The organism is Vibrio sp. YT-17 (assembly GCF_033337375.1).
Lineage (GTDB): Bacteria > Pseudomonadota > Gammaproteobacteria > Enterobacterales > Vibrionaceae > Vibrio > Vibrio alginolyticus.
In genome coordinates this window covers 21,755-46,318 of the sequence record NZ_JAWOQP010000021.1, presented here as the reverse complement: position 1 = coordinate 46,318, position 24,564 = coordinate 21,755, and the positions used below count along the sequence as shown (strand labels likewise).

The window sequence follows — 24,564 nt, the reverse complement described above, 5'->3', positions numbered from 1 at the left end:
TCTATTGGAAGTGGTTTGGAATCTGTGACTGATTAATCATTTGCTTAGGAGCGGCGGTAATAGTTACCGTGTTGTAAGCGAAATTCCCGTCTCGCGTCTTAGGTGCGTTAATGTCATAACTCACCTCGCTAATACGCATGGGTAGATTGAGCGCTTTGCCAATCTTGAATCGCGCATCACTTGGAACACGGCCACCAAGGCCATCGGAACTGACTGGAACAGTATTTTGCAGCTCGGGACTTATCATCTGAGCCAGGTATTTTATGGGATCATTAACCTCTGATTTGGCATTGGTGAACGCGACAAATTTCAGCGTTGCTGTGATTTCTGGCGGTTCGTTTCCTTGCCAAACTTGCTGACTGTTCCATAGTGTTTTACTCGTCTTATCCGACACGGTTTGCGCGACTGAGGACGTTTTATCTAGGGCATTGATGTTACCCACGGAATCGCCCTCAAACGGCGCTTCCCATATCGCTCTAAAGGCAAGCTGACACTCATCAGTCATGTAACCAATGACCGTAACCTCTTGACCGCCTATGACTTGTGTAATGGCGCATTTATTGTGGATAGACACGCCATCATCATTAGGTACGCCGACAATTACAGCCATTGCTTACCCTTACTTGTCCATACCGCGAGAATCGCGCATGCGGTTAGACTTTTTGCGAGCTGCTTTAGCCGCTGAGCTGTGAGCTTTCGCGCGCGCTTTCTTAAGTGCTGCTTTTTGTGCTGCACTCATACGGCGCTTACGGCGATTCGTTTTGATGTAAGTTACCTTGCCATCACGGATCACTTTCTTAAGCGCTTCAAGCATCATGGATTCACGAACGGCGAACTCTGCAATCGCTTCGTCTGAGTCCGCGTTGTCTAGGCCACGCTCTAGGGATTCAAAGATGCGATCTGCTGCTTCTGGATCTTCCAGTGCTTCTAGCATGTCGCCCTCTTTTGGCTGGCCAACTTGAGCAATGAACTCGCTAGCCGCTTCCTGTAGCGATTCGTATAGTGCTGCTTGGCCATCGGTTAGCTCGGTATCGTCATCGCCACCAGCCATGCCAAATAGCATTGCGTCTAGGTTGTCGATTGAGCTGTCACCACCGTTAACCCACTGAACACAAGCCGCTGCTGCGTCTTGGCGAGCCATGATGGTTGATGCACGATTGATGGATTCAAGAAGTTGGTCTTCTGTTACAGACTCAAAAAATGCAGTTTCAGTTTGTTCCTGCTCGGCCACTTGTGGCATCACAAATGGGCGAGCAAGAACAGAACCCTCAGAAAACATTGATTTCATTCTATTCTTGCTCTTATGTTGATTAACGGATTAGTACAGGTTCACCAAGGATTCGACGCGCAGAGCCAGTTGGACAGAACGACCAAGTGACTCTCCAGTAGTCGATTTCGACTTGCTTGATTTCCAGTGTCCAAGCGCTTTCGCCGTCTTGATCTGGATTACGAGGTGTCACTAGCGCACCAACGGCTTCATAGCCCTCTAGGATGCTGGCCACACCGTCAGTTAGACCCTCAAGCGTTGCACCGTCAGGTTGGTGTTTTAGGCGATTACCTAGTGCGTAGAAGTCGCGTGAGATAGCGTCAGCAATAGACACGACTTGCTCAAAACGTAGGTAGTTTTCAGCCGCAGATGACGTTAGAGAGTCATCAATGAACAGGTTGCCGTTTTCGTCTGTGCCTAGTTTGTTTAGACGTGCCTTGTACATTTCTTGGTAGTTAGGCTCGCCAGCACCTTGGATTGGTTTTAGGCCAGTACGCTGAATAACAGCACGTTCAACACCTGCTGGTGTGTAGTGCCAACCGCCGACCGGAGAGGTCTTAGCAACGCCAAGCGCTTTAGCTGCAAAGCCGATACCCGAGCCGCCCCATACCGCCATGTTGCCGTAGAAACGACACTTAGCTTGGTAAGGGATATGCACGAATGAAGCGCGATGGTTGTTGAAGTTCAGACCTTTTTTGAACTCCAATGCCGCTTCGTGCGTTAGGCGAGGATCAATATCGAAGTAGCCAGAAATGCGTTTGTCTTTACAGATTTGCGCAAGGTCAGTGATTACCGCAGTGTCGTAGCAGCCCAAACCACAAACGTAGTTGTAGCTGTAAACGGTAGTGCGTAGTGCTTTCACTGCTTTCTGGTAGTCGTCAGCCGTAATGTCGCTAATATTGCCGTTGGTCGCGCCAGTGAATTTGGTTTTCGCAATTGCAGTAACTTCGCGTTTCGCTGTTTCTGCATCGATGCGACAAGTTAGGTACTGCGAACGTTCTTCAAGAACAGTCTCGATAAACGCAGCGCTACCCATTTGGTCTACTGCTGTAGGCTCTAGGGATACAACCCATTCTTCTAGCACTACAGAGCCACCAGCCGCCTGTTCTTCCTCTAGGGTAAGAGTGAACATGCCAGCGCCGTAAGTCGCTTCGTCTGCTTTCGCAAGCGTGATAGAGCGGTTATCGGATTGCGCACCGTCTTTGATAGCGATCGCTAAAAATTCGCCATCTTCAAGTGACAGGTCAGCCGAGTAGTTGATCGCTTCGTTAGTGATCGTCACTTCGTCTGCTGGTTTGGTTAGCTTGATAGCTGGATAGGTTGCCGTTTTTGGTACGACACGAACCACAAGGCCATTACCGCCGCGCAAGGCTTCATCAAGAACGCGCATGCCGTCAGCCAATTTGCCAAGGCTTGAGTGGTAAGGCTTACCTAGCTTGTCTAGGAAGTTAGCCGCCGTTACCGGAATCACTTCGAACGGCTTACCTTTTTGAGACACAATCACACCGCCAAACACTAGCTGGTTAGAGCCAGTGCCTTGCTTAGTTGTCGAGTCAGCGTTAATTGGCGAAACCGCAACTTGTGAGACGTTATCCATTGAAAATTCAATCTTACTCATTCTCTGTCTCTTTCAGCGTTAGATCCTGTGCTGCAAGCTGGTCTACAATTTCTTGCAAACCCGCTTGAGCAATACCTTTCACCGCAATCACGTTGTCTTTCGTCATTTCGGTTAGTTGCTCAACCGTTGTCACACCGTGGTTAATCAGTGCTTTTTCAACGCTTGCACTAAGCTCAAGCGCGGATAGCGCTGTGCCGTTATCGCTGGTGGCTGTGTCTGGTTGCTTTTGAACTTCTGGTAAAACCGTTGGCTCAAGGCGAACCGAAACGAGGCCGTTTGGATAGGCCGCTTCCACTTCGTGTTTGAAGCGGTTCACGTTGAAAACTGAGAGAGGGAAATCTTTGGCCAGTGGCGGCATAGCGCGACCCTGAACCGTGATTTCCTTTGGTGTGTGGTTGGTGATTAAAACGATCGTTTCTTTCATCGAATCCCCCAAGAGCGGCAGCCCGTAAGACTGCCGCTTACTTGCCTTATGCCGCTGCTGCTAAAGGAGCTTCATCGATAAGTTTCACGCGGTAGAAGTAGTCTTCTCCGTCGAATGGATGGATTTCGCCGTAGGCCAGTTCGTATAGCGTGTTAGACGCTACTAGACCTTTACCGATTGGATGCGTGTACATGGTTGCTGCGATTGCATCACCTGCTACGTAGCCCGCTTCTGAGTGAGAAGAACCGCGACCGTAACAAAGCATGTCGTTCGTACCGATCACTACCGGACACTCGAACACTTTCCACATACCGAACAATTTACCCGCGTAGTGGATAGCGTTTTTCTGTTGGTAGTTAGCCGGAGCAACGAAATACGGAGCACCAAGAGACTTAAGGATTGTTGACGCGCCAGTACCAGCAAAGATACCTGTCATGCCAGTTGTGCGAGTCGCTTGTAGGATCTTCGTAGAAACGTTTAGAAGAACTTCGTTTAGACGTTCACGATGTAGACGCCAATCTTCACCAGCCGCTACGTAGATATTGAATGTTTCTTCGCGCGTACAAGCAAAGTCCATATCTACTAGATGGCGAGTCGCTTTTTCCGATGCCAATGTGTTGCGCATGTGGCTCATCTGTAGAGATTTCAGATCTTGGCCAAACTCGCGTTGCATTGTGAACATCGCTTGGATAGTCGCGTCTGCTGCGATTGCGTTTTGACGTGGGCGTAGCGTGCGAGAGTCCATGTCGTGATCGATAGTTGGGATCAGATCTGGACGTTTCTCAATGTCTACCTCGAACTCGATGTGTAGAACGGTTTCTTCTGGAAGTGCCGATGTTGGAGTAACAGTCACTTTGCCTTTGGCATGGTCAATCTGACAGTTGATCACTACACCGTTGTGAGTACCAGTCATGATTGCACCGCCGTTGCTGTCTAGATCGCGCGCCACTCGCTTGTGGTTTACGAACAGAGAAACGGAAGTCTTAGTGAATGGGATTTCAAACTTGGTGTGTTGTAGGTCAGTCTTAGAGTCAAAGACGTGAGTTGTCTTAGTGCCGTCTGGTTGCTGTTCAGCGACAAACTTGTAGCGCTGACGCATAGACGAGTATTGGCCAACCGTTGCTTGGTCGATTTCAGTACCCGCAGCGAAGTCACCAAAGTTTGAGCCAGTGCGGCGGTACACTTTGAAGATCTCAACTTCGTTCGCACCCGCTGGGATCATGGTTACAGCGTCAAGTGTTGCTGTTTCTAGAAGAACAGGCAGCACTAGGCCAACCATTTTCGCGCGGATTTCAACACCCTCTGATGTTGATAGAGACTGGTTGATAGACTCAAGCATCATTGCGCCTGTTGAGCCATCGCGCTTAGCGCCCTCTAGCGTCATCATGTTACGCATAGTTGCGTGAGCTGATGCCATTAGCTCATCGCTAGGTAGGTGGCCGTAAGTCTTTTCGTATTCACGTACCGCAGACTGCATGCCTGATACGATGCCAACCGCTGTTTCTTGAGACACTGACTCGAACATAGGCTCATTCGCAATGGCTGACAAAATAGCCGCGCCACGAGAATTGTCGTCAGTTAGAAACATGCCTGTTTGTGAATCGAATTGGGATTCGATACACAGATTACGCATTGCTTGAGCGCCTAAATGAATCGCCTCAATGCGTTTGTTGAAGTTAGAACGTTTATCTGCCATGTAAATAAACCTTAGTTATTAAATGAGTGTGTTCGGAATCGTTAAGCCGCAGAAAAGCGGTAAAAATTCGCTCAATTTCGGATAGTAATTAAGATTTATTGTGAAAAAAACAGGGGTAAATTTTCGTTTAACTTATTGTTATATAATGAATTTGTGTCTTTTTGTGCGCTTTTGTGGGAATGGTAACGACAGGGGATTTCTATGTCGTTGATCGTGTGTTTTTGTTGAGAGAAAAGGGGATAGGAAAGGGCATCTAAAAAAAATTTAAAAAATTTTCAGTTGTTATAGGGTTCCTGCCAAAAAGCCGAACACGTTGCTTAGTAGCTCTTGTGTGTCAGTCTCTAAGCTTGGAAGCTCAACCCCATAGAAAACGGCCAAAAAGTCACGAACAATGAGTTGATAAATGACCACCAGCGCGATGCTCCACATCATAGCGGCGCGTCCAGTACGTACCAATGTGTTAGAGCTGGCCGCTTCAAGCTCTGCCAGTTTGTAGGCAAACTCTTTGCGTTCTTCGTCACTGGTAAACACACGATCACCAAACTCGGTCAGTTCGTGGATAATGCCACCTACTTTCTCGCTGGTGGCGCTCTTAAATAGACTACTTGTAAACACTTTTGCTAGTCCCATCATTAGTTGCTCTCTTTAATGTGTTCTGCGAACGCTTCTGCCAGTGCTACGGCTAGCTTTTCGCGCAGTTCCAATCCCTTTTGTAACGACTCGTCGTTAGACAAAAAGAACGGCTCCAAAATCACGGCTGGCATTTTGGTTTTCATCAAGAAACGCCAACCGCGAGTATCAGTACCAGTGTTCGAGATAGGCTTAAGGCCACGATCACGCTGTCCGATAAGTCCAGCCACCGCTTTTTGTAGGCGCTGAGCAAGTGCTTGACTCTTGTCCGACTTATGCCAATGCAATGTCTCTGAACCTTGAACTGACTTATTGGCCACGCTGTTACAATGTAACTCGATGGCATAGTCAGCGCCCGATTCGTTCACATCACTGATCATCCGTGAGTAGGTGTCTCGATACATGATCACTGGAAGAATGTCTCGCTTATGTAGCTCGGCGGCCAATAAGCTGGCTAGGGGATGATTATAGCCATACTCATTCATTCCGAATGTTTCGTTGTAAGCGCCGCCATCTTTAAAACTATGGCCAACAACAATACAGACTTTTTTCATTTTATAAATTCCCAAACTTAGCTTAACTAATATGTACTTAGGTATTGACTATGTTCGGAATAGGAAGTATATTTGCTTTACCAGATCGGCATCCCAATCGACTGGTGTCAACTAACGTTGAAACTTCATTTTTAACCTTTGTAATAGCTTCTTGTGCCGCGAACACTTACCTCGCGGCTTTTTTTTGCCTGCAATTTAGAAAAAAACCAGCGCGAACGCTGGCTTTGCTTGGATTATGGTCGGTTTTGAACGGGCTCTATCTTGTTTGATTTGAAGTAATCAAGAACAGGATTAACTCGATAGGGTTCTACGTGGAAGCTGGCCATCACCTGATCTTTACGCATCAAGTAAAACTGATTTCCGCTGTATCGCACCGCATCAAATATCACGTTCATTCTGCACCCATCGTACATGTATTCTCCCTCAACACTGAGGCTTTTGCGTATCACAAAGGATAGTCGCGCCTTGGTGGATTTAAGCTCGTTTCGAGCTCTAAATAGGTTAATTGCTAGTACGATGATAAGCGACATTAATCCGCATAGTTCATATGCGTTTAAATAAACTGAATAACTCATTTTGTCTTTTTTCTAGTGCGAATAGGAAAGGGTTTAGCAACAAAAAACATTCTACAGTCTAAATACCTCTGCTGTCGCGTATTTGATGCTCGTTTTTTTCGTCTGGTTGCTACAAATGGTAAATGAAATCGCCTTAGTGAAGTAGCCTAACGCTAAGGTGCGTTCCTCTTTCGACGCAATGATCATTGCGTCAATCACCGTGCTTGAGCTGGTCACGCCACCAGCAAGGGGAGCCATGATCTCGTTTAGCGCATTCGCTTGGCTTTCTAGTTCTGGCGGCAAGTCTGGTGGCGGTAAGGTTGCACCGTTATCTGACTCACTGCCGCTTGTTGGCGGCGTTAATGCAGTATTGATTTGCGCCATAAGAGATACGGCTGCATCCACATGGCCAGAAAGACCATTGATCACTGCCTCAAGCGCTTTCAGTTCTTCCTTGCTGGTAATTGGCAAGATACTCGGAGCGGGTACGTTGTCCTCTGTACCATCAACCTTGTGTTTGATGTTCACACCAATAGACACTTGTTCGAGGTCGGTTGGGTCGGTGATCAACACTAGGTGCTCATTCCATTGCGTTAACGTGGCCACCGTTGCGCTCACTGAGTCATTCAAACCCTTAAGCGTTACCACTAACTGCGATGCGCCTTGGTAGTCCTCAATATCCTCGCTCACGCAGCCTGATAGCTTCCCTGACAAGCTTTCACACTTCACCTTAAGGGATTTGCCTCGGGTAAGGTTCTCCGCTTCCTTAAGGCCGCCTACGTCTAAAAACTGGCGAAACTGTTCGATTTGCTCTTGTGTGTCTAACATCAAATTGCCTCAATCAATCGTCATCAAGTCGTTACCGTTTACCAGCGTAGCGCCACACCCAAGGGCATCGCCTACCACGGCGACCGGAACGCCATTAACAGTAAGTTTTGAACTACCAGTTATAACGCCTACGTGCGGCGGGTTATCTGGTTTTACGTGCATGACGGATATATCACCCGTACCTAATACATTGATTCCATTCACGGTCAGTAGTGGCTGGCCAGAAACAAAAACACCTGGACTAAAGCCACCATGACCACTATCCACACTCCCTACAATTCCTACGGCTGGCATAGTGCATTACCCTAATGTAAATGGAGCTGCGGCAGCCTTAACAGCGAACTGGCCACCAGCATCGATATTGACGTTACCACTTGCTTTAATGGTCACTTCATTGCCCTCTAGGTTGGCTTTACCGGAGGCTTTTACGGTTGCATCACCACCCGCTTCGATGTTCGCATCGCCTTTCACTTTGATAGTTAGTGCGCCTCCGATTTGCTCGAATGTGTTCCCTGTTGAGCTGCGAAACGCATTGCCCTCGACGTGAATAACACATTGGCCATCTGGCGTAATTTCAATGGCCGTACCGCTTTGGGTATGCGTTACTGAGTAGCCGCCTTGATGCGTGATGAGCTCACGCAAACCAAATCGCACAAAGAGCGCATCTTTGCGGTCATAGGCTGGTGGCTCGGGTTCTCCATCGGCTCGTTTAGGCTGATAGGCTTCGCCGTTCACCTCGCTTGGTAGGTACGACTCATAGTTAGGCGCGTAGTAAAGCGATCCGGTAATACGGGGATAACGGGTATCGCCATTACGAGGAAAATCCACCCAAACCAGATCCCCTTTTTCCACTGGCACTGCATGGCCACCACTCGGTTTTGCGCCCAATGGCAGTAGAAACTCGGCAAAAGGTAAATCCTTATCGGGGATTGCATCCCAATAACCAAGCAAGCGAACGGATACCATGTACAAGCCTTTCGGATGGACGGTATTTACCACTTCGGCCTGATAGCTACCAAACAAGCGGTTAGTGACGTTGGTGCGTGTTCTGTTCTCTGACGAATCGCTCATAGGTTTCTGACTCCCAACTCGATACGACACTGATACCGGTTCCCACGTTGACAATGGGCGACACGGTTCATGATTTGTTTCTCTGGCATGGACTCATCCAGCTCGGTAGCGGGTAGCCGTTTATGGAATAGCACTGAGCACACCGAAAGAGGCGTAAAGGCAGTATTTCCGGTAAGTTCCACATCCAAAATAGGGATGATGGCCATGTGTTGATTATTCAGCGCCTTGGCTTGTGGAACGCTGACCATGACCATCGCGCCCGAACGTTGGCCACCTTGGAAGCCCTCGACGGTATCCCAAGAGGCATAGTTACGGTTAAGAACGCGCTCAAACAGGGCTTCCTCTCCGATAATGGAGTAGTTCGCAATGCTGTGCTCTGCTTCCTCTGGATTCGACTGTTCCATCTTGAATTGCTCGCTCATATCCATGTTCTTGAGCGACTTAAAGTGCATAACACCACGGCAGATAAACGCCACTGAGCCGTAATCTCTGGCCATTGTTCGAATTAAGCGAGACTTAGTACCACCAGCATTTAAATGGTACGTAGCGCCACGTTCAAAGCTGTCACATTCGATTTTTAGATCGGGTAATAGCTCGGCCAGAATGTCTTTAGGCTGCATTTCAACAAAGAATCGAGGCGTTGTGACTGGCTCTTTAAGTAGGTGCGCATCCTTTTGGAATGCTTGAACGGTAAGCATACCGTCAGCGCTGGTGGACTTGGCCACAATGAATTTTTCAATCCAAACCTGATCGCCTCGCTCGTTCACATCGGCCATCGTGACCTCGATCTCTGAACCGCGCTTAATCCCGTAGTCATCCCGATAAACGGCAGCCTGATCCATGATTTCCATAACCAGCTTGTTGCCGTCCATCGAAGCACACTCAATGTAGGTAAACGAATGAATGTGCTCGATAGGGATGTCATTTTCGTTGGTGACAACTTTTTGGGCGAGAAAGTATTCTTTGTTACTCAATGACTCGGCCTCCCACACCAATCGCACCCTGACGGACAGCGATCGACTCGGCCTCATAAACCTCTGCAATCACTTCAAAAGAGATTGAGGAAGCAAACAGGCGAGTATTTTCATGGTCTACTTCGGCGGGTTCGGTCATCGCATCTTTACGGCCACGTATCTCGATGTTGATTTCCATTTCAGTACCCGCGAGCATGGTTTTCGCTCTGAATACATGTTTACGCTTGCCCTTGGTATGACGTAGCCAAACCATTAAACCTAGCGCTAGGCGGCTAAGGGTAGACTGGTTCCAAGCTAGGGCATTAATGCGGTAGGTAAGCGCGACAAAGGACTTATTAATCACGGCATAAGGCTGGCCTTGTTCATTGGCCAGTTCGCCATAGTCAGCAATATCGACGTACTCCCCGCCATCAACAAACCCAATCACCGGATCGCGCGTGATGTAGCAAACAGGTAAAAGCTCATTACGGTTTGCTTTCACCTTGTCGCCCAATTTTGCCGTTAACTTAGATAGGAATGACACTGGATCGTTAAAGTTGCCGTAGTAAATCTTTCTCGACTTATCACGGCCAACAAAGCGAGAAAACTCACTGTTCTCTCGCCGTTTAGTGTCAGTCACAACTAAGGAATCAAGCACGTTCTGGAAAAAGGCAGCCACCGCACGATCAATGTCGGTTAGCTCTGTGTGTTCCACCTTGCCATCGAATGTCACTACATCGCATGGGATTTCAAAGAACGCATCGTCCAGTTGCATGATTAGTCCTCCAAATCGTCCAGCTCGTAATACTTACGGCCTTTCACGATAGTGATGCACTTATCGCTTCGGTGTAAGGTCACATCGAACTTGTGGAAGTTGCTCGTTAGGATAGGGAGGTAAGCCGATACTGGCTCATTGCGCTGGTAGCCGTCTCGCGTTTTGCGGCCTTTACCGGATCGGTTGCCCTCATAGATTTGAATGACCGCGCAATCAAAATCAATCTTGGCCATATCTGCGATCGCTGCGTCTAGGTCTTTGCACACGTTAAGTACGTTCGCGCATAACATGACGCAAAAACGGCGTTTTGAGCTGTCAATTTCGGCAATATTGTTTACTACGCCTTTCGCTTTCGAGTTCGGGTCATAGTGAGTGACCGTCATGATCTGCTTGTGGTAGTTAGTAAGGTATTCTTCTGTTAGGTCGGGAAACTTACCGCAACCAAAGTTAAGAATGTTGTTCGCGTATGACCAGTTAGGTGCAAGTCTACTAAGGCGCTTGGCACTGGCTGGCACTTGCTTTCGGCTAGTCTGTAATGTCATGCCCACTCCATAATTGGAGCGGCGCTTTAAGGATGGGTTGGAATAGGGCTGATATTAACGTTAAAGCTCGATCACTTCACCGTCTTGTAAGTTTTCTTCCGGTTCTGGTAAGAAATCTTCCTCCGGTTCTGGCTTAGGTTCTGGTTCAATCGAACTATCCGGTAATTCCGGTAAGTTCGCTGGTGGCTGGTTAAAGTCACGCATTGGTATGCAGACATAAATCACGCCCACGTTCGCCGTACCATAGCCAACGGCCTTATGTACGTACCACCACACGGTTCGTAATCCCTCGGCGGTTTCTTCATCCCATTCCAGTACACTACCGATAGGAACATGGTGCGAAGCAATACGCAGCATTAGCGGCTCTAAGGACTCGCCAAGGTTTTCGTCGCCATCATCCATCATGAAAAAGTTCTCTTGCTCATCTGGACAATCCAACAAAGCCACCAGCTCTGGATCGCTATAAGTGAGCGTATCTTGGTTGGTTTCTAGCTCTAATACTGACTCGCTTTGGTAATTATCATCCGTTGGTGCCGATTCTGGCTCAATAGGGCGATACAGGGACGCTTCAAAGTGATCAGGTGATAGTTTGATAGCCTTAATCCAATCTTCCCTTAAAACGCGATTAAAGGGCTCATGGCCTTGGTATCGAACCTTTCTTACTACAGGTTTAACTACGTCACTCACTTGATGATTCTCTCTAATCTGCTTGGTGTTACGTTCATCAATTTTGCGAAATCGGTCAGTGCTTCACTCTTAGTTTTCCCTTGCAGCTTGTAGCCGTCATGGAAGTTCTGGAAGCCGACCTTAATCATATCGATATAACCTTTCTTCTCGTTGGACTCCTTACGCAGTTTGCGCGCTTGGCGCTTGATGGTTTCGCTTTCCCGTTTCTGTTTGGCGATCTGTTTTTCCATTGCTTTCTGAGCGCGTAGATACTTCGCGTGTTCGCGCGTAGCGGCGGCCTTATCCACCACCGTTTTACGGTTACGTGCGGCAGCTTTCTTCTCGTTCTCGTTGAGCAAGTACGTTTTGTTATCTGAGCCAAAACCAACACGGCGCGCTTGCTGTTTCATTTGGTTGGCCAAGATGCGTTGCCATGCCAGCGATTGCAGCATGGTTGTTGCCTTGAGAACGTGTTTACATGCCACACCGGACAATTCAGGGTTTCGGATTTTCGGGAAAGCAAACTCTTTAGGCGGCGCTATGCAGTAGTTACCCATAGTGGCCAAGTATCGATACCAATACTGGTGACGGCCACAGTCGCAATCAAAGGAAATACGGCCAGCACACGCCAATTGCACCGCTTGGTTGTAATCCCCATTAGGCGGTTCGTGTAGTAGCTCATCCCACTGCTCAAAACGCACCTTTACTCGGTGTTCTTCGTGCTTCGACACGCTTGATGCTCGGACACGAATAAGCGCGATATTGTTCTTAATACCGATCAACGTGGCCTTGTGAATGCCTGTACCGTCATCGACACGGTTGTTTGCACGGTCTACGTCGATTTGACGCGAGTTCTTCACCAAAAAGGCGTAGGTGATACCCGCTGTCTTGCTGTCATAGACCTCTTTGTGTCGCTGACGAGCCTTGTCGAACTTGATCAGGTCTTCTTTGGTAAACCGTTGCCCTTTAGCCTTTTCGCCTAGCGCTTTTAATGCCTTATTAGTTGGCTTGGCCAGCGTTGAGGCGGTCAGTGTTCGCTTGGCATTGCGGCGGTTTTTCTTTTGTGCCCGTTCAATCTTGTTGAATAGCTGGTTGAACTGTCTCTCATTGAGGCCAAGGCTGGCAAATGAGCCGTTATCCCGTTTCTCCGCTTCAAACTTCTTCGGCATAAGTTACAGCCCCATTTCGTCCATGAATTGACGCATGGAACGACGCACCCAAGATGCTGGTGGCAGTTTGATGGTTTCGCCAACAGGTAGCGGATTAATTGGGTCGTCTACGTCACAGACCAGACTAACCAACCAATCAAGCTCAACCGTGGCGTAAGCTCTGTAAGAGACGAGATCCGCACGATAAACCTCATCAAGTCGAATGGTGTACTCAAAGAGATCGGTATTGCCCGAACGGTTGACGTATTCCATGACGATGGCAAAGAAATGCGCCCGTAGAATATCGTCCTCGATGTTCTCTGCTGAGAGGCGGGATAACTTACTCATCATCGCCTCCCATTCGATACTTACCGTCTGCGATTAGCCCCGTTTTAGCCTTAAACAGTCCCATTGCGCGCGAGGCCATTTCTGGCTCTTTCTTAGGTTTCCGTAACAGGTCAAACAAACTCTTAAGCGTTACCGTGTCGCCAATACTGTCTTGTGTGGCTGCATAGACCACAAACATGAGCGCGTAGGTGTCAGGGCGCAGTTCTGACCAGTCGATGTTGTACGTTGGCTTACCATCGGTTCCCCGTACTTCTTCTACGATGGATGGCGACACTTCGAAGCGGCCACCAGCGTTAGGCGGGTAAGTGATAGCGTTTAGGGATGTGAGATAGTTATAGGCTTCCATTGCCGACACAATGATCGGTCTGCCTTTTGCGTCCAGTTCGGACAGGCGAACGGCGCGCCCATACTTCGAAAAGTAGGGCGTAACCTCGTCCACCAGCACAATAAAACCGCCTTTTTTGAGCTTTTCTAACTTCTCGGGCAAAGTCAGCTTAAGGCTCATCAATGAGCGCTCTAATTGTTGGCATTCGATGATATGGAGTTGACCATCATCTACACCAGCAAGCATAAGTCGTGGCTGGCCAGATGATAGAGTAAGTACAGCTATGCGCGTTCGTGCCATGTTGTGACCTCTAAGCGCGCTTTTTAAGATGGGGAGTCTTGGTCAGTTTAACACCATTAACTAGGCTTTTTAGCCCTGTTAATGGTGTTTATATTAATTAATGTTCGGAATGTTGTGGGTAAATGTTTTCGAGCAGTTCAAGTGGCAATCCCGCCAGCTTATAGACCTTAAATAACAGCTCTGTCTCTGTACCGTTGTGGATCTTCCATTGCGCTTTGCCGCCGTATTTCCCTTTTGCGTGGATAGGTATCATATCGGGATACTGAGCGCGCTTATCCGCTTCCAGTAGCGTGTCGTGGTGATAACAACACAAGGGTAATACATACGCATGCGCCCGTTCTCCAACACGACCAAACACATGATGCAAGGAAATCACCGGATTCTCTCGGCCATGCAGCCAACACGCAATACACGGTAAGCGACCAATGGCATCCATAATGCGCTTTTCCTCTGCCGTAGGCGTTCGACCTTTCAATCCCTTACTGGCGATCTTTTTGGTCGGTTTCTTCGCTACCGGCTTCGCTTTTTGGCGCTCGATACGCTGTTGTTGTTTGTCACGCTGCTTTTTCTGGTATTCGGGATCATTTAAGCGCTCGATTTGTCGCTGGCGCTGACGTTCTTGTTGCTGTAATTGCTTTTTGAAGCGCTTCTCCCGTTCCTCGGGGTCATTCATCTTGGCGATTTGCTTTGCGCGCGCCCGTTCCATTGATTGTTTTTGCTTCTCTCGTCGTCTTTGAAGTTTCTCTGCTATTGTCAAAGCCATTAAAAACACCTACTATTTGTTTGCTCTTGTTTCACATTTGCTGGTGGAACATGAAAAGGCTGGTAACTCGAATTTGCTGATTCGAACTGTTTGCTAAGGCCAGCCGCAAAAAAACCGCGTTTATTCGCGGTTTTTTTGTACCTATCAAAAGTAACTCTCAATCAAAACCCGATGGCATGGCTTGCCGTCATCGTTACGCATCCGTTGCCCCAAACTGACGATCTTCATGAGCTTGCCCTCGTAGTCCCAAGGCTGATTTCGAGTTAAACACTCTTTGGCTCGTTTAAGCGCTGGCGAGCCAACTAAAAGATAAACGGCTTTGCGAGGTTTCACGCAGCATTCTCCGTAGCAATGTTTGAGGAAGTGATCATAGACAGTGAACGTTCGGCAAACTTAAGCTCTGCTTTGCGCATATCAATGTCGCGCTCTACATGCAGTGTGAAGTTGTCACAGAACACGCCTTTCTCTTTCTGGTGCGCGTTCAGCTTCTCTTTAAGTTGAGTGATTTCTTGATTGAGCTTTTCAATGTACGACTTGAAGTAAGTCTCGCTGCCGATTTCCAGCATCACCGATGCAGGACTACGAATGATAGACAGGTCATCGCATGTAGATTCGTTGCGTAAAAGGTTAAGAACACGCTCGCCATCTTGAGTTAAGCTGTAATTCTTGCGGTCTGGCTTACCGTCTTGCGCTTCAATTTCGTGTGACACTAAACCCTTTTCGGTCATGCGACCGAGTTCGCGGTACACTTGCTGGTGGCTAGCTTGCCATGCGCCAGATTCAGGCATAGTTCGGTTTGTTAGGTCATAGCCTGTTTGTGTTCTCTGTTCAAGAATTGCTAGAAGTAGATTACCCAAAGTCATAGTTAGTTACCTTTTGTTATTGATGCCAAATTTCACCCGTATCCTCGTCAATAAATCCATGACAGAGATACTCTCTACTTGTTGAGTAATGCGTAAGTCTTCCCTTTAACGCCTTTTTGTTGCGGTTGTGCCAGTGCTCGTATCCGGCAGTAAACGCATATTGGTTGTTGTTGTAGTCTGCATAATGCAGATCTGAGCCGTTGCGAGCCTCACTCACTCCCGCCGACCAGCTTGCTAGAAAATCGTCACGCTCATTGAGTTTGATAGCTTGTCGCTCATCATCATGCACCCCAAGTAACGTGATAATTCCTAGCCCTTGCATGCGGTCAATGACGGTCGTATCGAAATAGCCGATGTAGATTTCATCGTGCGGGATAAACTCTACTTGTAGTGGCATTTCGTAGACCGTTCCATCTAGCGGTAGAGCTTCCATAAGCTCTATGAGTAGGCTCAACTGGTTTTTTGGAATTGCCATTGGCCAGTGCCTTGTCTAGTTGTTTAACCACATCTGCACACATGGAAAAGCGAGGCATTTCATTTCGTATCGCTTTTTCGTCTGCGCCCTCAATAAAGGCTTTCGCCTCATCTGCACTTCCTAACACCCAACTCACACACACGTTCGCTACCGCGCCAGCGTTGCGGCTAATGGCCATCGATACTGTTGCTCCGTGGTTAGACAGGACAATAGTGCCTTTGCTGGTATTGAACGTTTTTATGGTCATTTTCTGCAAATGATTGAGCGTGTTCGGAATGCGGAATGAGACTACCACATCAAAATTAAGATATGCAATAGCTAATTTGCCCCTTAATATCAAAAAAATATATATTGATATTAAGTTGTGTGTTCGGAATAAAAAGTTGTTGCCATAATCCAAAAATGGGATTAGATTACGCCACAAGCAAACAGTCGGAGCCGTTTAAGAAATGAATCTAATTCACGGATTTTGCAGCACTAACCCACTAATTAACCCTGATATGGTGCTAATGCAGAGAGGTACATACGCCCACCAGCTAAAACGACTTTTCACTGACAGCAAACTACGTGTTGGCCATCTTTATGAGATGAAAACGACAGCAAGTAGCAGTGTTAAGTTTTGGGATTCACTCTCTGCTTATTTTGATGAGATTACTTACAAAGCCAAAGAAAGCTACACAGAGATTGATTCTCAATATCAATTTTTAACCTATCTAGCTGATGCAGTTTACTTGATTGAAAAAAAGGGCATTGATTGGGATGTCACCATCCAGTCATTGATTTTGGACGATGACCAAACGCAAGAAACCCACGATCAACAGCTACGCAACATTAGCCACCTTTTGAAGATGACAAAGCAGTACGCAGAACAGTTTTAACGATGCTGACGATCTACCCATTGGACGAATTTATTAAGGCTAATTTCCGAAGCAATTCGGAGTTTGCCAGGATACATGGCGTTGTCTTAAACACGGTTTACAAGATGAACGCCAACGGAGTTCATGCCAGCGGTGATAGAAACAATTACACCCTCTGGTATGGCAAGAAAAGCGGCAGTGAACAACAGCAATTGTTCTAGTTCCACCAGCAACGAAATAAACATCAAGAGATATAGAGCATGTTGAATATGACTTTATTTGAACTTATTAACCCTAGCGACCCACTCACTTTCTACGCCCCGAACCTTGAAGTGGCGGCGGTCGTCGCTTACTCGCTATCAAGCCACTACGGCGCGGTTTCAGTCGATAATCCCGAAGAACGTTCACCGATCCTTTTGGGTTGGGGAGACTGGTTTGAGGAAAGAAACATCGATGGCGAATGGATGAAAGCAAACCATCTTGTTTTAGCCGATGCCTTTGATTCATTAGTGATTGGTCAGCCGGAGAAACGCGCACAGTTCGACGCGACACTGGCTGCACTATCTGACAGCCAGAAAGAGGCATTTAAGAAAGAGCATCACGATAAGAACCGCTCAAGCTTAAAAGATATTGTCAGCTTTGCTCACAAATACGCCGAGAAGTGCCGAGAACTACACAAACAAGAACAGGGGAAAGCCAATGCAATTTAAACAACTAACTAAAGGCGATGTGGTTTATGTCAGACGTACCGTTAATGTTAACTCCGGTTGGTGTACTCGAACATTAGGCACGTTCTTTATTCCTGCCGAGGTAACAGCGGTTACTAAGGCACGTTTTAAGGCAATGGTACTACGGGACGTTTTAAGCCCTATTGAAATGACGTTTAGACGCGATGATGGCGTAGAACATCGAAGCGGTAGCCAACGTCTAATCGCATTCAATCTAGGCCAAGAGACGAGCGATGGCGTTGTTACTGACCAGCTTAAAGAATGGCAAGAATGCTGCAAATTGGCTCGGGATATTCGTGACGTTCGCCACCTAGTGAACGTTAACGATATTGACCCTATGCAGATGACCCAAGCGCTATGTGACGAAGTGTTGGCGGTGATTGCCAAGCTACCACGAAAAGCAAACGGCTATTAACTTTCCATTGGCTGCCAGTTCGCTGGTGGCCATCCCTATCCTGATTTACGACTATGAACACATTCGAATCATTCCTTTGTGATCTACACGACCACATTAAGCGGGAGGACTTCTTAGCAAGTCTATACGGCGATATTCGTCGCTGCATTAAGAGCCACGGCGTTTTCGTGCTGGCTACACCAGATTTTACCTATAGTGTCGGGCATGCTTATCACGATTGGCCTGACATTGTTATCAATCATCCAGCGCACACAACGGCGCACATGATCATCATGCAGCTTCACCACCACTGGAAAGAGCACGGCTTTGCGCTTGGACGCAATGATCATGTTATCCAGACAAAGAACGGGCAGAGATTACCTGTTTATATCGAGGAAATATCGAATCTCGAAGCGCTGGTGGATGAATACACGGTACAGGCGAATAACTTCTACTGTAGCCATCCCGAATATGTTAAAACCACGCCCAAGTTCGTACAGGTCTATTTCCCCGATGAAAAGGGTAAGTTGCCTTTTGAGGATGGATTTAATGATGTGTTCGCACAGCCATCATTAAACGAACTGAATAACCAAAAATAGAAACATCAAAATAATAGGTATCAATAGAAATGCGTAAAATTGTTTGTCTACTCCCGCTGTTGCTGTCTGGTTGTGTCGCTGTTTGGGGACAGTCTTATAACATCGACATTGCAAATGAGGACTATGTACAGGTCAACTATGATTCAGCAGTGATCAACTATAAGGCGATGCTAAGCGAGGTTGCCGCGCATTGTGCCAAGTACGACAAAGATTACGTCAATGACAGCACGATTATGAACGGTTGGGGGATCACAATGGCCGTTTATCGCTGCGTTGAGAAGAAAGAGAGCAACTAACCATGAAGCCACCAGCACGGTGGCTTTTTTGTGCATGGAAAATAAAAATAGGCACAATTGTTGACATTTAAATCTAAATAGGTACAATTGTGGATGTTGGGAGTGAGTTTATTCCCACGTTCTTTAAAAATCTGAGACTTAACAATTACTTTATGAGGTGATCTATCGGCAAGTACCATACAGATAAAGACATTAGTAAGGCAATCAGCGAAGCAGTTAAAGCTGGTTGGATTTGGGAGTTAAGCAAAGGGCATCCAGCAGGGATTCTCAAATGCACCCACAAAAACAAATGTCACCGAATGTCAGTACCGTCTACCCCTATCCCAAGCAAACGACTTTGGTGGGCTAAGCGGATTAGAAAAGCTGTAAAACAGTGTAAGTAATATCAATCCCCTTGACTGCTCAAGGGGATTTTAAAAGTCTCGATTTTTTATTTAATTAAGTATCAGTGATACGGAGAGAGAGTTCGATGAGTATCTATGAGTTCACTCTAAACATCGGCAATATCAACATCACGAACGACAACGATTTACTCGACGTATCGTGCAAACTGTATGAGGGCGCTTGCTCTGACGCTGCGGTTATGTCTGTTGATGAAATGCTATATATCGAATTTGAGCGAGAGGCAGATTCCTTTGCTCAAGCTGTAACACAAGCAATCAAGGATGTGGAGTCGGTAGATGGCTACAACTTGCAGGTTATCTCTATTGAGGGCGACCTTGTGAGTTTGGGCGAAGCTGCGGAGTTCACCGGAGTTAAGAAAAGCACACTAGCAAAATACAAAAAGGGCACATTTGGCGGCGGCGGCTTCCCTGTGCCAGTACGCAAAGCTTCAAAGAAAGATCCTCTTTGGAGGCTTAGCGACATAGCAGATTGGCTATACCAAAAGGGCAAAGTTACTAGCGAGCTAGTAGAACGCGCTCGCATGATGGATGTAATTAACCATCACCTAGAAACCAGATTGATGAAGAATAGCGATAAGTACGCAAACCTACTCATCAATATCTAAACTAACCTAATAATACCCATAAAGTAATAAAGTCTCAGTTGCCACCAGCGTATCGCTGGTGGCTTTTTTTATGGTTGAAGCTAAAATGCCACTAATTGCTTAAAAAGAGGATTGATGATTGAAAGAGTTTGATTTCGCACTGGTGGCCAAGTTCCAAGGCGACATGAACGCAGACACGCTTTGCGAGCTATCTAATGCGCTGTTTGAGGTTGGTGCTAATGATTGCACTGTATCGGCATCTGGCAGCGATATTCGTATCGAGTTCGACCGAGAAGCTAACTCATACAGTGAAGCCGTTCAAAGCGCAATGCAGCAAGCTAATCAGGTTAGCGGCCTTACCGCGCTCAGTGTGGCCAATAGCCAATAACGAGGTTGATCTTATGACGACTCAATTAAAAGAGTTTGACGCATCCGACTACCTAACCGACCAACAGACAATCCAAGCCTATATTGATGAAGCGTCAAGCACTGGTGAACCCGAGATTATTGCAGAAGCTTTAGCTACCGCTGCCAAGGCCAAAGGTATGGATAATACCTTACAGCCACCTAATGACCCATCTTTATCCTCGCTTATCTCGCTGGCGAACGTGTTAGGCGTATCAATTAAGTTAGGTATTAACGGGGAATAATATATTCCACTTTTTCGGTCTAACCGAACTACTCATTGGTTATCCTGTTCGGAATTTATTCAATTTAGTTTCATTTCTCCATAGAACTGAAACTAACCCACCAAATTTTGATTTTTAAGGCACTTTTGACCAGTGCTGGACACTTTTTTTCAACTATTTTTGCTTGGCCATTGACGCGCGTATTTCGATTTTCTAACTTTAGATTAAAGAAAGAAAAGCATGATAACTATATCAAGTCTTATCGCGATGGCCATTGCGGTTTATAAGTTGGCCACACCAGAACGCATTGAAAGAATTAAACTTTCTATCGAAGCATTCAAAACCTCCAAAGAACTGGTTAGTGATCTGACCAAGCTAACCAAACAACTGCGAAAGCTGGTGTTATACGTTGATCTTGGCCTGTTCCTAATGCTTCTAAGTGACTACGCCGAGCTAATAATCCCAATCGTGGTCAACTTCCCAACCTAACCCACACGGCGCGCCTTAATGGTGCGCCTTTTTTGGCTCAAAAATAGACAGAGATTTATGAAATGATCATATTTTATGTCTCTTTGTGATAAATGTGTTCGGAATTTAAAGTTGAAGTGGTATATTAATTTCGTTCCTAATCCCTTTGTAGTTAAAGGGGATGTTTAGAAACGGGAGTTACCTAATGATTGTCTATAAAGTTGGACGTTACACATTTTCTGCTGACCTACGCCGATACTCCAAACAAGTCGGCCAAGAGGGCAACTACACACTAGGCTTTTGCACGGTCGAGTACCTACCTAAAGGCAACAGCCTTTACCATCCAGAGCCGAAGTTAATCGACAGCAATAAACCATATGACATTATCGAGTTTGACCCTAAAGCTAAGATCAACGGCAGCCTGGCAATTCAGTGCAAAGCAGACAAGCACAACGCGACACAAGCCGAGGAAATTAGCTGGATTGCTATTCAAATTGACGCACCAGATGGCGACTTAGACGGGCTAATCCGAAGAATCGCAGCGGAGGGCGGTGTAGAGCTTAATGAGCAAATCTTGAATCAGACCCGAGAAAACATATACATGCGCTACTCAACACCTACTCAAAGCGATCCTGCAACGGTTGGCGCGCTTATTCGCAACACATCAACCCTTAAGGCCGACTTCTATTACAAAACCCGTATCGAGTCGCTAGCGAAGCATTTCAACACCACCAGCCGACAAGCGGAATGGTTGGTGTTTATCGATAACGGCTCAAAGATGGCTAAACGTGACGATGGCTGGCACCCAACATTACTCGACCTAGACGAACCCGCTACAGAGAAAGAGCTTAATGAGCTGGTGGACGCTGGCGCAATCGCCTTTGATGCAGAGAGCAACACGTACACCAATACCGAAAAAACAACCTTAGCACTGAGAGAGAACTACCTGTAATCCTCCACCAGCAAATGTGAACAATTAGGAGCAGATTATGACATTAGATGATTTGGTTTTTCTTGTTTGGAAAGACGCAACCATTGACGGCAACGAACTACACGGCGTAGTGACGTTAAACGAAATAGAATTACTTGGCCTTGTTCGTGAGGCATTCGAGCGCAAAACTGGCCTTAAGGCTCAACACATCGAGCTACGCGCCATCACTAGCGAACCAGACGAGTTTTACGCTGACTTACCACGCATCAAAGTGGGAGAGGACGAGTAATGGCGAAAATCATTATCGAAATCACGCAGCCAAAAGACCATAGCGGCGTTTACGTGTTTAACAATGCCATTGGCACGTCATTGAACCTTGAGCTGAATGTAGAAACGGAGGCGCACGAAAAGCTGGCCTCCGCCGTAGCCAATAAGGTAGCAGACGTTCTTGAGTTAACCATTAGCGATGGCGTTAAAGCGGCCACTCAAGCCGTTATCAATGAAAGCATTCAAGACAAAACATGTTAATCAACGGAATTGAAGTTACACGCGCATTAATCATCCGTAAGCCGTGGATTCACCTTATCCTCGCTGGCTTAAAGGTTTGGGAAATGCGCTCTACCAAAACCAAAATCCGAGGCACCATTGCCCTAATTGAACAGGGCACTGGTTTAATCGTTGGCCTAGCGAACTTAACCGACTCTTTAGAGCCTCTATCGCATGCAGAATTGATGGCCAACTTTGATAAACACAAGGTGGACTATGACGCTATGCCTGAGCTGGCTAAATGGCGTTGCCCTTGGGTTTTGGAGGACGTACAGCGCATTGAACCAATCCCTTATGAGCACAAGGTAGGCGCTGTAATTTGGGTAAATATCTAGGAGTAATCAAATGGCTCGCTGGTGGAAGAAATGCAAATACACGATCGAGTACAAAGGCTATGTGTTTGAGTACGACACAGCCGAGGAACTAGGGCGAATGGTGGCGCAATCTGGCTGCGGTATGGAAAACCCTTTCGACCCTAACACCGTGGAATTTGACCAGTTCTATGACAGCTACGCGACAACTAAGGAAGAAATGGCCAAGGCGGCGAAAATAGCAAGAAACGGCGAAGTGTCGATCGCCTTGCTTTGATAAACAGTGCCGTCCATTAAGAATCGTTTCATATATAGCTCAAATCATTTACAAGAGCATTAATAGGTAATATTAGTTTCTTGATTGACGGCAAGTAAATGCATAATATTTCGGGCGGCAATTGCCAATAAAAATTCTAAATAACAAAGAGTAAGAATCGAATGTTTGTCATAAAACTTATCATAACATTATTCGTTATAACGCCAGTGGTGGCTTATTATTCATTTCAGGCTGGAGGTCATATCATCCCTAGTGATGGTGATTTCAATTATTGGGGAGCCATCATTACGTCAATCATCACCACGATTACAGTGATCTGGTATTTAGGGAAGTACGAGGATTCACGCCTTATAAAGCGAGCTAATAGTTTAGGTGTTAATTCAGAATATGTATCGCTGTATGGTGATAATGGCCTAATAATCGATAACGCCAACAAAAAGATATTTGCTGGAACCAAAAAGAACGGAAAGGTCTTCAATTATGATGATGTTTCTAGCATTGAACGAGAGGACGTTCCATTTGGTAGAATGATAAAGTGTGTAATTCACATTAACACTCTAGACTTCGACACGCCAAGAGTAACCGTAGGATATTCTGATTCTAGCGCCCAGCGAGATCGAGCATTCTCCAAGCTAAGAGCGGCATTAAAGATTAGTTAATGCTAACCAAATAAAAAGACACCGCCCATCGTGGCGGTGTTTTTGTATCTACAATAATTGACTATTCGGATCAAAAAATTCCCTTTTTGGGGAAAGAATGATTGACTATACGCATGCTGAGTACGACTAAGTAGATGCAGCAACCGTTTAGATTGAGGTGAATATGAACATTAAACCTATCAAAACTGAGGAAGATAACCGCGCTGCACTGGCGCGTATCTCTGAGATTTTCGATGCTGAACCAAATACGCCAGAGGGCGATGAATTGGAAGCGCTAGCAACGTTAGTCGAGGCGTTTGAAGAAGCTCATTATCCAATTGCTCCACCTGATCCAATTGAAGCTATTAAGTTTCGCATGGAGCAGTAAGGCTATAGAAGATAGAGATCTTGTGCCGTTCCTTAGTCAGCGTAGTCGCGTTAATCCACACCCCCAACCATTACACCCTATAACATTGATTCAACAACTACTTTTACCCGCCAATTGCTGTTAATGTGTAGCTCAAACAACACCACCAGCAAGGAAAACAACGTGAACGATAAGATTGATTTGGACAAGGTACTCGACAAGCTAACCAATATGAGCCCTGACCGCTTAGAGAAAACCATGCAGAAGTTCAACCTAGCCCAAGAAAGACAACGGGCAGCCCAAGAAGATAGAGAGGCCAAGGAATCAGGCATCGAGCGCATTACTCTGTTCTTTGCTGGTGGCCATAAGGCACTACTGGTGAAGCCTAACCCATTAACAGGAACATGGCTGCTGAATCTATACGGAGCTGGCACAGTTACCGCGCCGCAGGATGTGAACGTAGAATTTGAGGTAACAGACCACTTTACTGAGCTGTTTCGTTTCTCGATGACGTTCAATGGATTTACCTATTGGCACGACCTTATAGACGAGTCGATGGCGCAAGAGTTGGCATCATTTCTGAACGTTCCTTTGCAGGTGCAGTGAGTCTCACTGGTAAAAGTTGGTCAAAATGCGCCTTTAAGAGTGATGATTCACGACCTAATCACATCATATAGTCATATTTGGGGTTGGTTTTCTGTTTCGGCGTGATTGCGTCAGGGAAAACAAAACCCC

Annotated in this window: 39 protein-coding genes; 17 read left to right on the top strand and 22 right to left on the bottom strand. The window is 46.6% G+C overall.

Translation table 11 applies throughout. The features are described 5' to 3' along the window. Position 1 precedes the first annotated feature (1 nt). The 22 genes from R7F67_RS18530 to R7F67_RS18425 all read right to left on the bottom strand — a co-directional run bounded on the left by R7F67_RS18530 (position 2) and on the right by R7F67_RS18425 (position 15,800). Positions 2 to 610, bottom strand: a complete 609-nt coding sequence (locus R7F67_RS18530) for a hypothetical protein (protein ID WP_017635635.1) — start codon at positions 608 to 610, stop codon at positions 2 to 4. A gap of 9 nt (positions 611 to 619) precedes the next feature. After that, positions 620 to 1,288: a hypothetical protein gene (locus R7F67_RS18525; protein WP_206954288.1), complete on the bottom strand. Its 669-nt coding sequence runs from the start codon at positions 1,286 to 1,288 to the stop codon at positions 620 to 622. 22 nt (positions 1,289 to 1,310) lie between these two features. Further along, a complete protein-coding gene (locus R7F67_RS18520; RefSeq protein ID WP_206954289.1) occupies positions 1,311 to 2,885 on the bottom strand; it encodes a hypothetical protein in 1,575 nt (524 codons plus the stop codon). Further along, the gene (locus R7F67_RS18515; protein WP_206954290.1) at positions 2,878 to 3,309 is read right to left on the bottom strand and encodes a DNA-directed RNA polymerase subunit alpha C-terminal domain-containing protein; all 432 of its coding nucleotides are present in this window, start codon (positions 3,307 to 3,309) and stop codon (positions 2,878 to 2,880) included. The genes R7F67_RS18520 and R7F67_RS18515 overlap by 8 nt, the downstream gene beginning before the upstream one ends. A gap of 46 nt (positions 3,310 to 3,355) precedes the next feature. After that, entirely contained in the window at positions 3,356 to 5,005 is a 1,650-nt protein-coding gene (locus R7F67_RS18510) for a hypothetical protein (RefSeq protein WP_206954291.1), read from the bottom strand. A gap of 282 nt (positions 5,006 to 5,287) precedes the next feature. Then, complete coding sequence (locus R7F67_RS18505) at positions 5,288 to 5,638, bottom strand: hypothetical protein (protein WP_042522741.1); 351 nt, start codon at positions 5,636 to 5,638, stop codon at positions 5,288 to 5,290. After that, positions 5,638 to 6,189 (bottom strand): N-acetylmuramoyl-L-alanine amidase, encoded by a 552-nt coding sequence (locus R7F67_RS18500; RefSeq protein WP_206954293.1) that lies wholly within the window; start codon positions 6,187 to 6,189, stop codon positions 5,638 to 5,640. Before R7F67_RS18500 ends, R7F67_RS18505 begins: the two co-directional genes overlap by 1 nt. Positions 6,190 to 6,422: 233 nt before the next feature. After that, entirely contained in the window at positions 6,423 to 6,584 is a 162-nt protein-coding gene (locus R7F67_RS18495) for a hypothetical protein (RefSeq protein WP_155396901.1), read from the bottom strand. Between the two features lie 231 nt (positions 6,585 to 6,815). Next, positions 6,816 to 7,571, bottom strand: coding sequence for a hypothetical protein (locus tag R7F67_RS18490; RefSeq protein WP_206954295.1), 756 nt, complete (start codon positions 7,569 to 7,571; stop codon positions 6,816 to 6,818). A 9-nt stretch (positions 7,572 to 7,580) separates the two neighbouring features. Continuing rightward, positions 7,581 to 7,865, bottom strand: a complete 285-nt coding sequence (locus tag R7F67_RS18485; protein ID WP_042522745.1) for a PAAR domain-containing protein — start codon at positions 7,863 to 7,865, stop codon at positions 7,581 to 7,583. Between the two features lie 6 nt (positions 7,866 to 7,871). Beyond that, positions 7,872 to 8,642, bottom strand: a complete 771-nt coding sequence (locus tag R7F67_RS18480) for a hypothetical protein (RefSeq protein WP_206954297.1) — start codon at positions 8,640 to 8,642, stop codon at positions 7,872 to 7,874. Next, complete coding sequence (locus tag R7F67_RS18475; RefSeq protein ID WP_206954299.1) at positions 8,639 to 9,616, bottom strand: hypothetical protein; 978 nt, start codon at positions 9,614 to 9,616, stop codon at positions 8,639 to 8,641. The genes R7F67_RS18480 and R7F67_RS18475 overlap by 4 nt, the downstream gene beginning before the upstream one ends. Continuing rightward, on the bottom strand, positions 9,609 to 10,370 hold the full coding sequence (locus R7F67_RS18470) for a hypothetical protein (RefSeq protein WP_206954301.1): 762 nt from the start codon (positions 10,368 to 10,370) through the stop codon (positions 9,609 to 9,611). The genes R7F67_RS18475 and R7F67_RS18470 overlap by 8 nt, the downstream gene beginning before the upstream one ends. A 2-nt stretch (positions 10,371 to 10,372) precedes the next feature. After that, positions 10,373 to 10,912, bottom strand: a complete 540-nt coding sequence (locus tag R7F67_RS18465) for a hypothetical protein (RefSeq protein WP_069497720.1) — start codon at positions 10,910 to 10,912, stop codon at positions 10,373 to 10,375. Between the two features lie 60 nt (positions 10,913 to 10,972). Continuing rightward, positions 10,973 to 11,599, bottom strand: coding sequence for a hypothetical protein (locus tag R7F67_RS18460; protein WP_206954303.1), 627 nt, complete (start codon positions 11,597 to 11,599; stop codon positions 10,973 to 10,975). After that, positions 11,596 to 12,747 (bottom strand): phage tail protein, encoded by a 1,152-nt coding sequence (locus R7F67_RS18455; protein ID WP_206954305.1) that lies wholly within the window; start codon positions 12,745 to 12,747, stop codon positions 11,596 to 11,598. Before R7F67_RS18455 ends, R7F67_RS18460 begins: the two co-directional genes overlap by 4 nt. Before the next feature lie 3 nt (positions 12,748 to 12,750). Then, entirely contained in the window at positions 12,751 to 13,074 is a 324-nt protein-coding gene (locus R7F67_RS18450; protein WP_206954307.1) for a hypothetical protein, read from the bottom strand. Continuing rightward, positions 13,067 to 13,699, bottom strand: coding sequence for a hypothetical protein (locus R7F67_RS18445; RefSeq protein WP_169629031.1), 633 nt, complete (start codon positions 13,697 to 13,699; stop codon positions 13,067 to 13,069). The genes R7F67_RS18450 and R7F67_RS18445 overlap by 8 nt, the downstream gene beginning before the upstream one ends. 97 nt (positions 13,700 to 13,796) lie before the next feature. Continuing rightward, entirely contained in the window at positions 13,797 to 14,462 is a 666-nt protein-coding gene (locus tag R7F67_RS18440) for a Ref family recombination enhancement nuclease (RefSeq protein WP_206954309.1), read from the bottom strand. A 144-nt stretch (positions 14,463 to 14,606) separates the two neighbouring features. Beyond that, the gene (locus R7F67_RS18435) at positions 14,607 to 14,795 is read right to left on the bottom strand and encodes a hypothetical protein (protein WP_104968909.1); all 189 of its coding nucleotides are present in this window, start codon (positions 14,793 to 14,795) and stop codon (positions 14,607 to 14,609) included. After that, positions 14,792 to 15,325, bottom strand: coding sequence for a PadR family transcriptional regulator (locus R7F67_RS18430; RefSeq protein WP_054866672.1), 534 nt, complete (start codon positions 15,323 to 15,325; stop codon positions 14,792 to 14,794). Before R7F67_RS18430 ends, R7F67_RS18435 begins: the two co-directional genes overlap by 4 nt. Positions 15,326 to 15,341: 16 nt before the next feature. Next, the gene (locus tag R7F67_RS18425; RefSeq protein ID WP_048626724.1) at positions 15,342 to 15,800 is read right to left on the bottom strand and encodes a hypothetical protein; all 459 of its coding nucleotides are present in this window, start codon (positions 15,798 to 15,800) and stop codon (positions 15,342 to 15,344) included. A 449-nt stretch (positions 15,801 to 16,249) separates the two neighbouring features. Between R7F67_RS18425 and R7F67_RS18420 the strand changes: the two genes are divergently transcribed. The 17 genes from R7F67_RS18420 (at position 16,250) to R7F67_RS18340 (ending at position 24,435) form a co-directional block, all read left to right on the top strand. Next, on the top strand, positions 16,250 to 16,678 hold the full coding sequence (locus tag R7F67_RS18420) for a hypothetical protein (RefSeq protein ID WP_206954311.1): 429 nt from the start codon (positions 16,250 to 16,252) through the stop codon (positions 16,676 to 16,678). A 248-nt stretch (positions 16,679 to 16,926) separates the two neighbouring features. Continuing rightward, the gene (locus R7F67_RS18415) at positions 16,927 to 17,367 is read left to right on the top strand and encodes a hypothetical protein (protein WP_206954313.1); all 441 of its coding nucleotides are present in this window, start codon (positions 16,927 to 16,929) and stop codon (positions 17,365 to 17,367) included. Then, positions 17,357 to 17,800 carry a hypothetical protein gene (locus R7F67_RS18410; protein ID WP_206954315.1) on the top strand — a complete coding sequence of 148 codons (444 nt, stop codon included), beginning with the start codon at positions 17,357 to 17,359 and terminating at the stop codon, positions 17,798 to 17,800. The genes R7F67_RS18415 and R7F67_RS18410 overlap by 11 nt, the downstream gene beginning before the upstream one ends. Before the next feature lie 53 nt (positions 17,801 to 17,853). Beyond that, positions 17,854 to 18,378, top strand: a complete 525-nt coding sequence (locus tag R7F67_RS18405; RefSeq protein WP_206954317.1) for a DUF4262 domain-containing protein — start codon at positions 17,854 to 17,856, stop codon at positions 18,376 to 18,378. A gap of 29 nt (positions 18,379 to 18,407) precedes the next feature. Then, entirely contained in the window at positions 18,408 to 18,674 is a 267-nt protein-coding gene (locus tag R7F67_RS18400; protein ID WP_206954319.1) for a hypothetical protein, read from the top strand. Between the two features lie 469 nt (positions 18,675 to 19,143). Continuing rightward, positions 19,144 to 19,683 (top strand): helix-turn-helix transcriptional regulator, encoded by a 540-nt coding sequence (locus R7F67_RS18395; RefSeq protein ID WP_169629026.1) that lies wholly within the window; start codon positions 19,144 to 19,146, stop codon positions 19,681 to 19,683. A 118-nt stretch (positions 19,684 to 19,801) separates the two neighbouring features. After that, on the top strand, positions 19,802 to 20,050 hold the full coding sequence (locus R7F67_RS18390) for a hypothetical protein (protein WP_206954321.1): 249 nt from the start codon (positions 19,802 to 19,804) through the stop codon (positions 20,048 to 20,050). A 13-nt stretch (positions 20,051 to 20,063) separates the two neighbouring features. After that, a complete protein-coding gene (locus R7F67_RS18385; protein WP_206954323.1) occupies positions 20,064 to 20,312 on the top strand; it encodes a hypothetical protein in 249 nt (82 codons plus the stop codon). Between the two features lie 219 nt (positions 20,313 to 20,531). Continuing rightward, positions 20,532 to 20,780: a hypothetical protein gene (locus tag R7F67_RS18380; protein WP_158174315.1), complete on the top strand. Its 249-nt coding sequence runs from the start codon at positions 20,532 to 20,534 to the stop codon at positions 20,778 to 20,780. A gap of 184 nt (positions 20,781 to 20,964) precedes the next feature. Further along, complete coding sequence (locus R7F67_RS18375) at positions 20,965 to 21,711, top strand: hypothetical protein (RefSeq protein ID WP_206954325.1); 747 nt, start codon at positions 20,965 to 20,967, stop codon at positions 21,709 to 21,711. 37 nt (positions 21,712 to 21,748) lie between these two features. After that, positions 21,749 to 21,979 (top strand): hypothetical protein, encoded by a 231-nt coding sequence (locus R7F67_RS18370; RefSeq protein WP_206954327.1) that lies wholly within the window; start codon positions 21,749 to 21,751, stop codon positions 21,977 to 21,979. Next, positions 21,979 to 22,218: a hypothetical protein gene (locus R7F67_RS18365; RefSeq protein ID WP_206954329.1), complete on the top strand. Its 240-nt coding sequence runs from the start codon at positions 21,979 to 21,981 to the stop codon at positions 22,216 to 22,218. The genes R7F67_RS18370 and R7F67_RS18365 overlap by 1 nt, the downstream gene beginning before the upstream one ends. Further along, entirely contained in the window at positions 22,212 to 22,571 is a 360-nt protein-coding gene (locus R7F67_RS18360; RefSeq protein WP_206954331.1) for an ASCH domain-containing protein, read from the top strand. The genes R7F67_RS18365 and R7F67_RS18360 overlap by 7 nt, the downstream gene beginning before the upstream one ends. A 10-nt stretch (positions 22,572 to 22,581) precedes the next feature. Continuing rightward, entirely contained in the window at positions 22,582 to 22,824 is a 243-nt protein-coding gene (locus tag R7F67_RS18355) for a hypothetical protein (RefSeq protein WP_206954333.1), read from the top strand. A gap of 161 nt (positions 22,825 to 22,985) precedes the next feature. Beyond that, positions 22,986 to 23,483, top strand: a complete 498-nt coding sequence (locus R7F67_RS18350; protein WP_158174320.1) for a hypothetical protein — start codon at positions 22,986 to 22,988, stop codon at positions 23,481 to 23,483. Positions 23,484 to 23,646: 163 nt separating this feature from the next. After that, on the top strand, positions 23,647 to 23,850 hold the full coding sequence (locus tag R7F67_RS18345) for a type II toxin-antitoxin system HigA family antitoxin (RefSeq protein WP_242542070.1): 204 nt from the start codon (positions 23,647 to 23,649) through the stop codon (positions 23,848 to 23,850). Positions 23,851 to 24,012: 162 nt separating this feature from the next. Further along, entirely contained in the window at positions 24,013 to 24,435 is a 423-nt protein-coding gene (locus R7F67_RS18340; RefSeq protein WP_140051843.1) for a hypothetical protein, read from the top strand. Positions 24,436 to 24,564 lie beyond the last annotated feature (129 nt).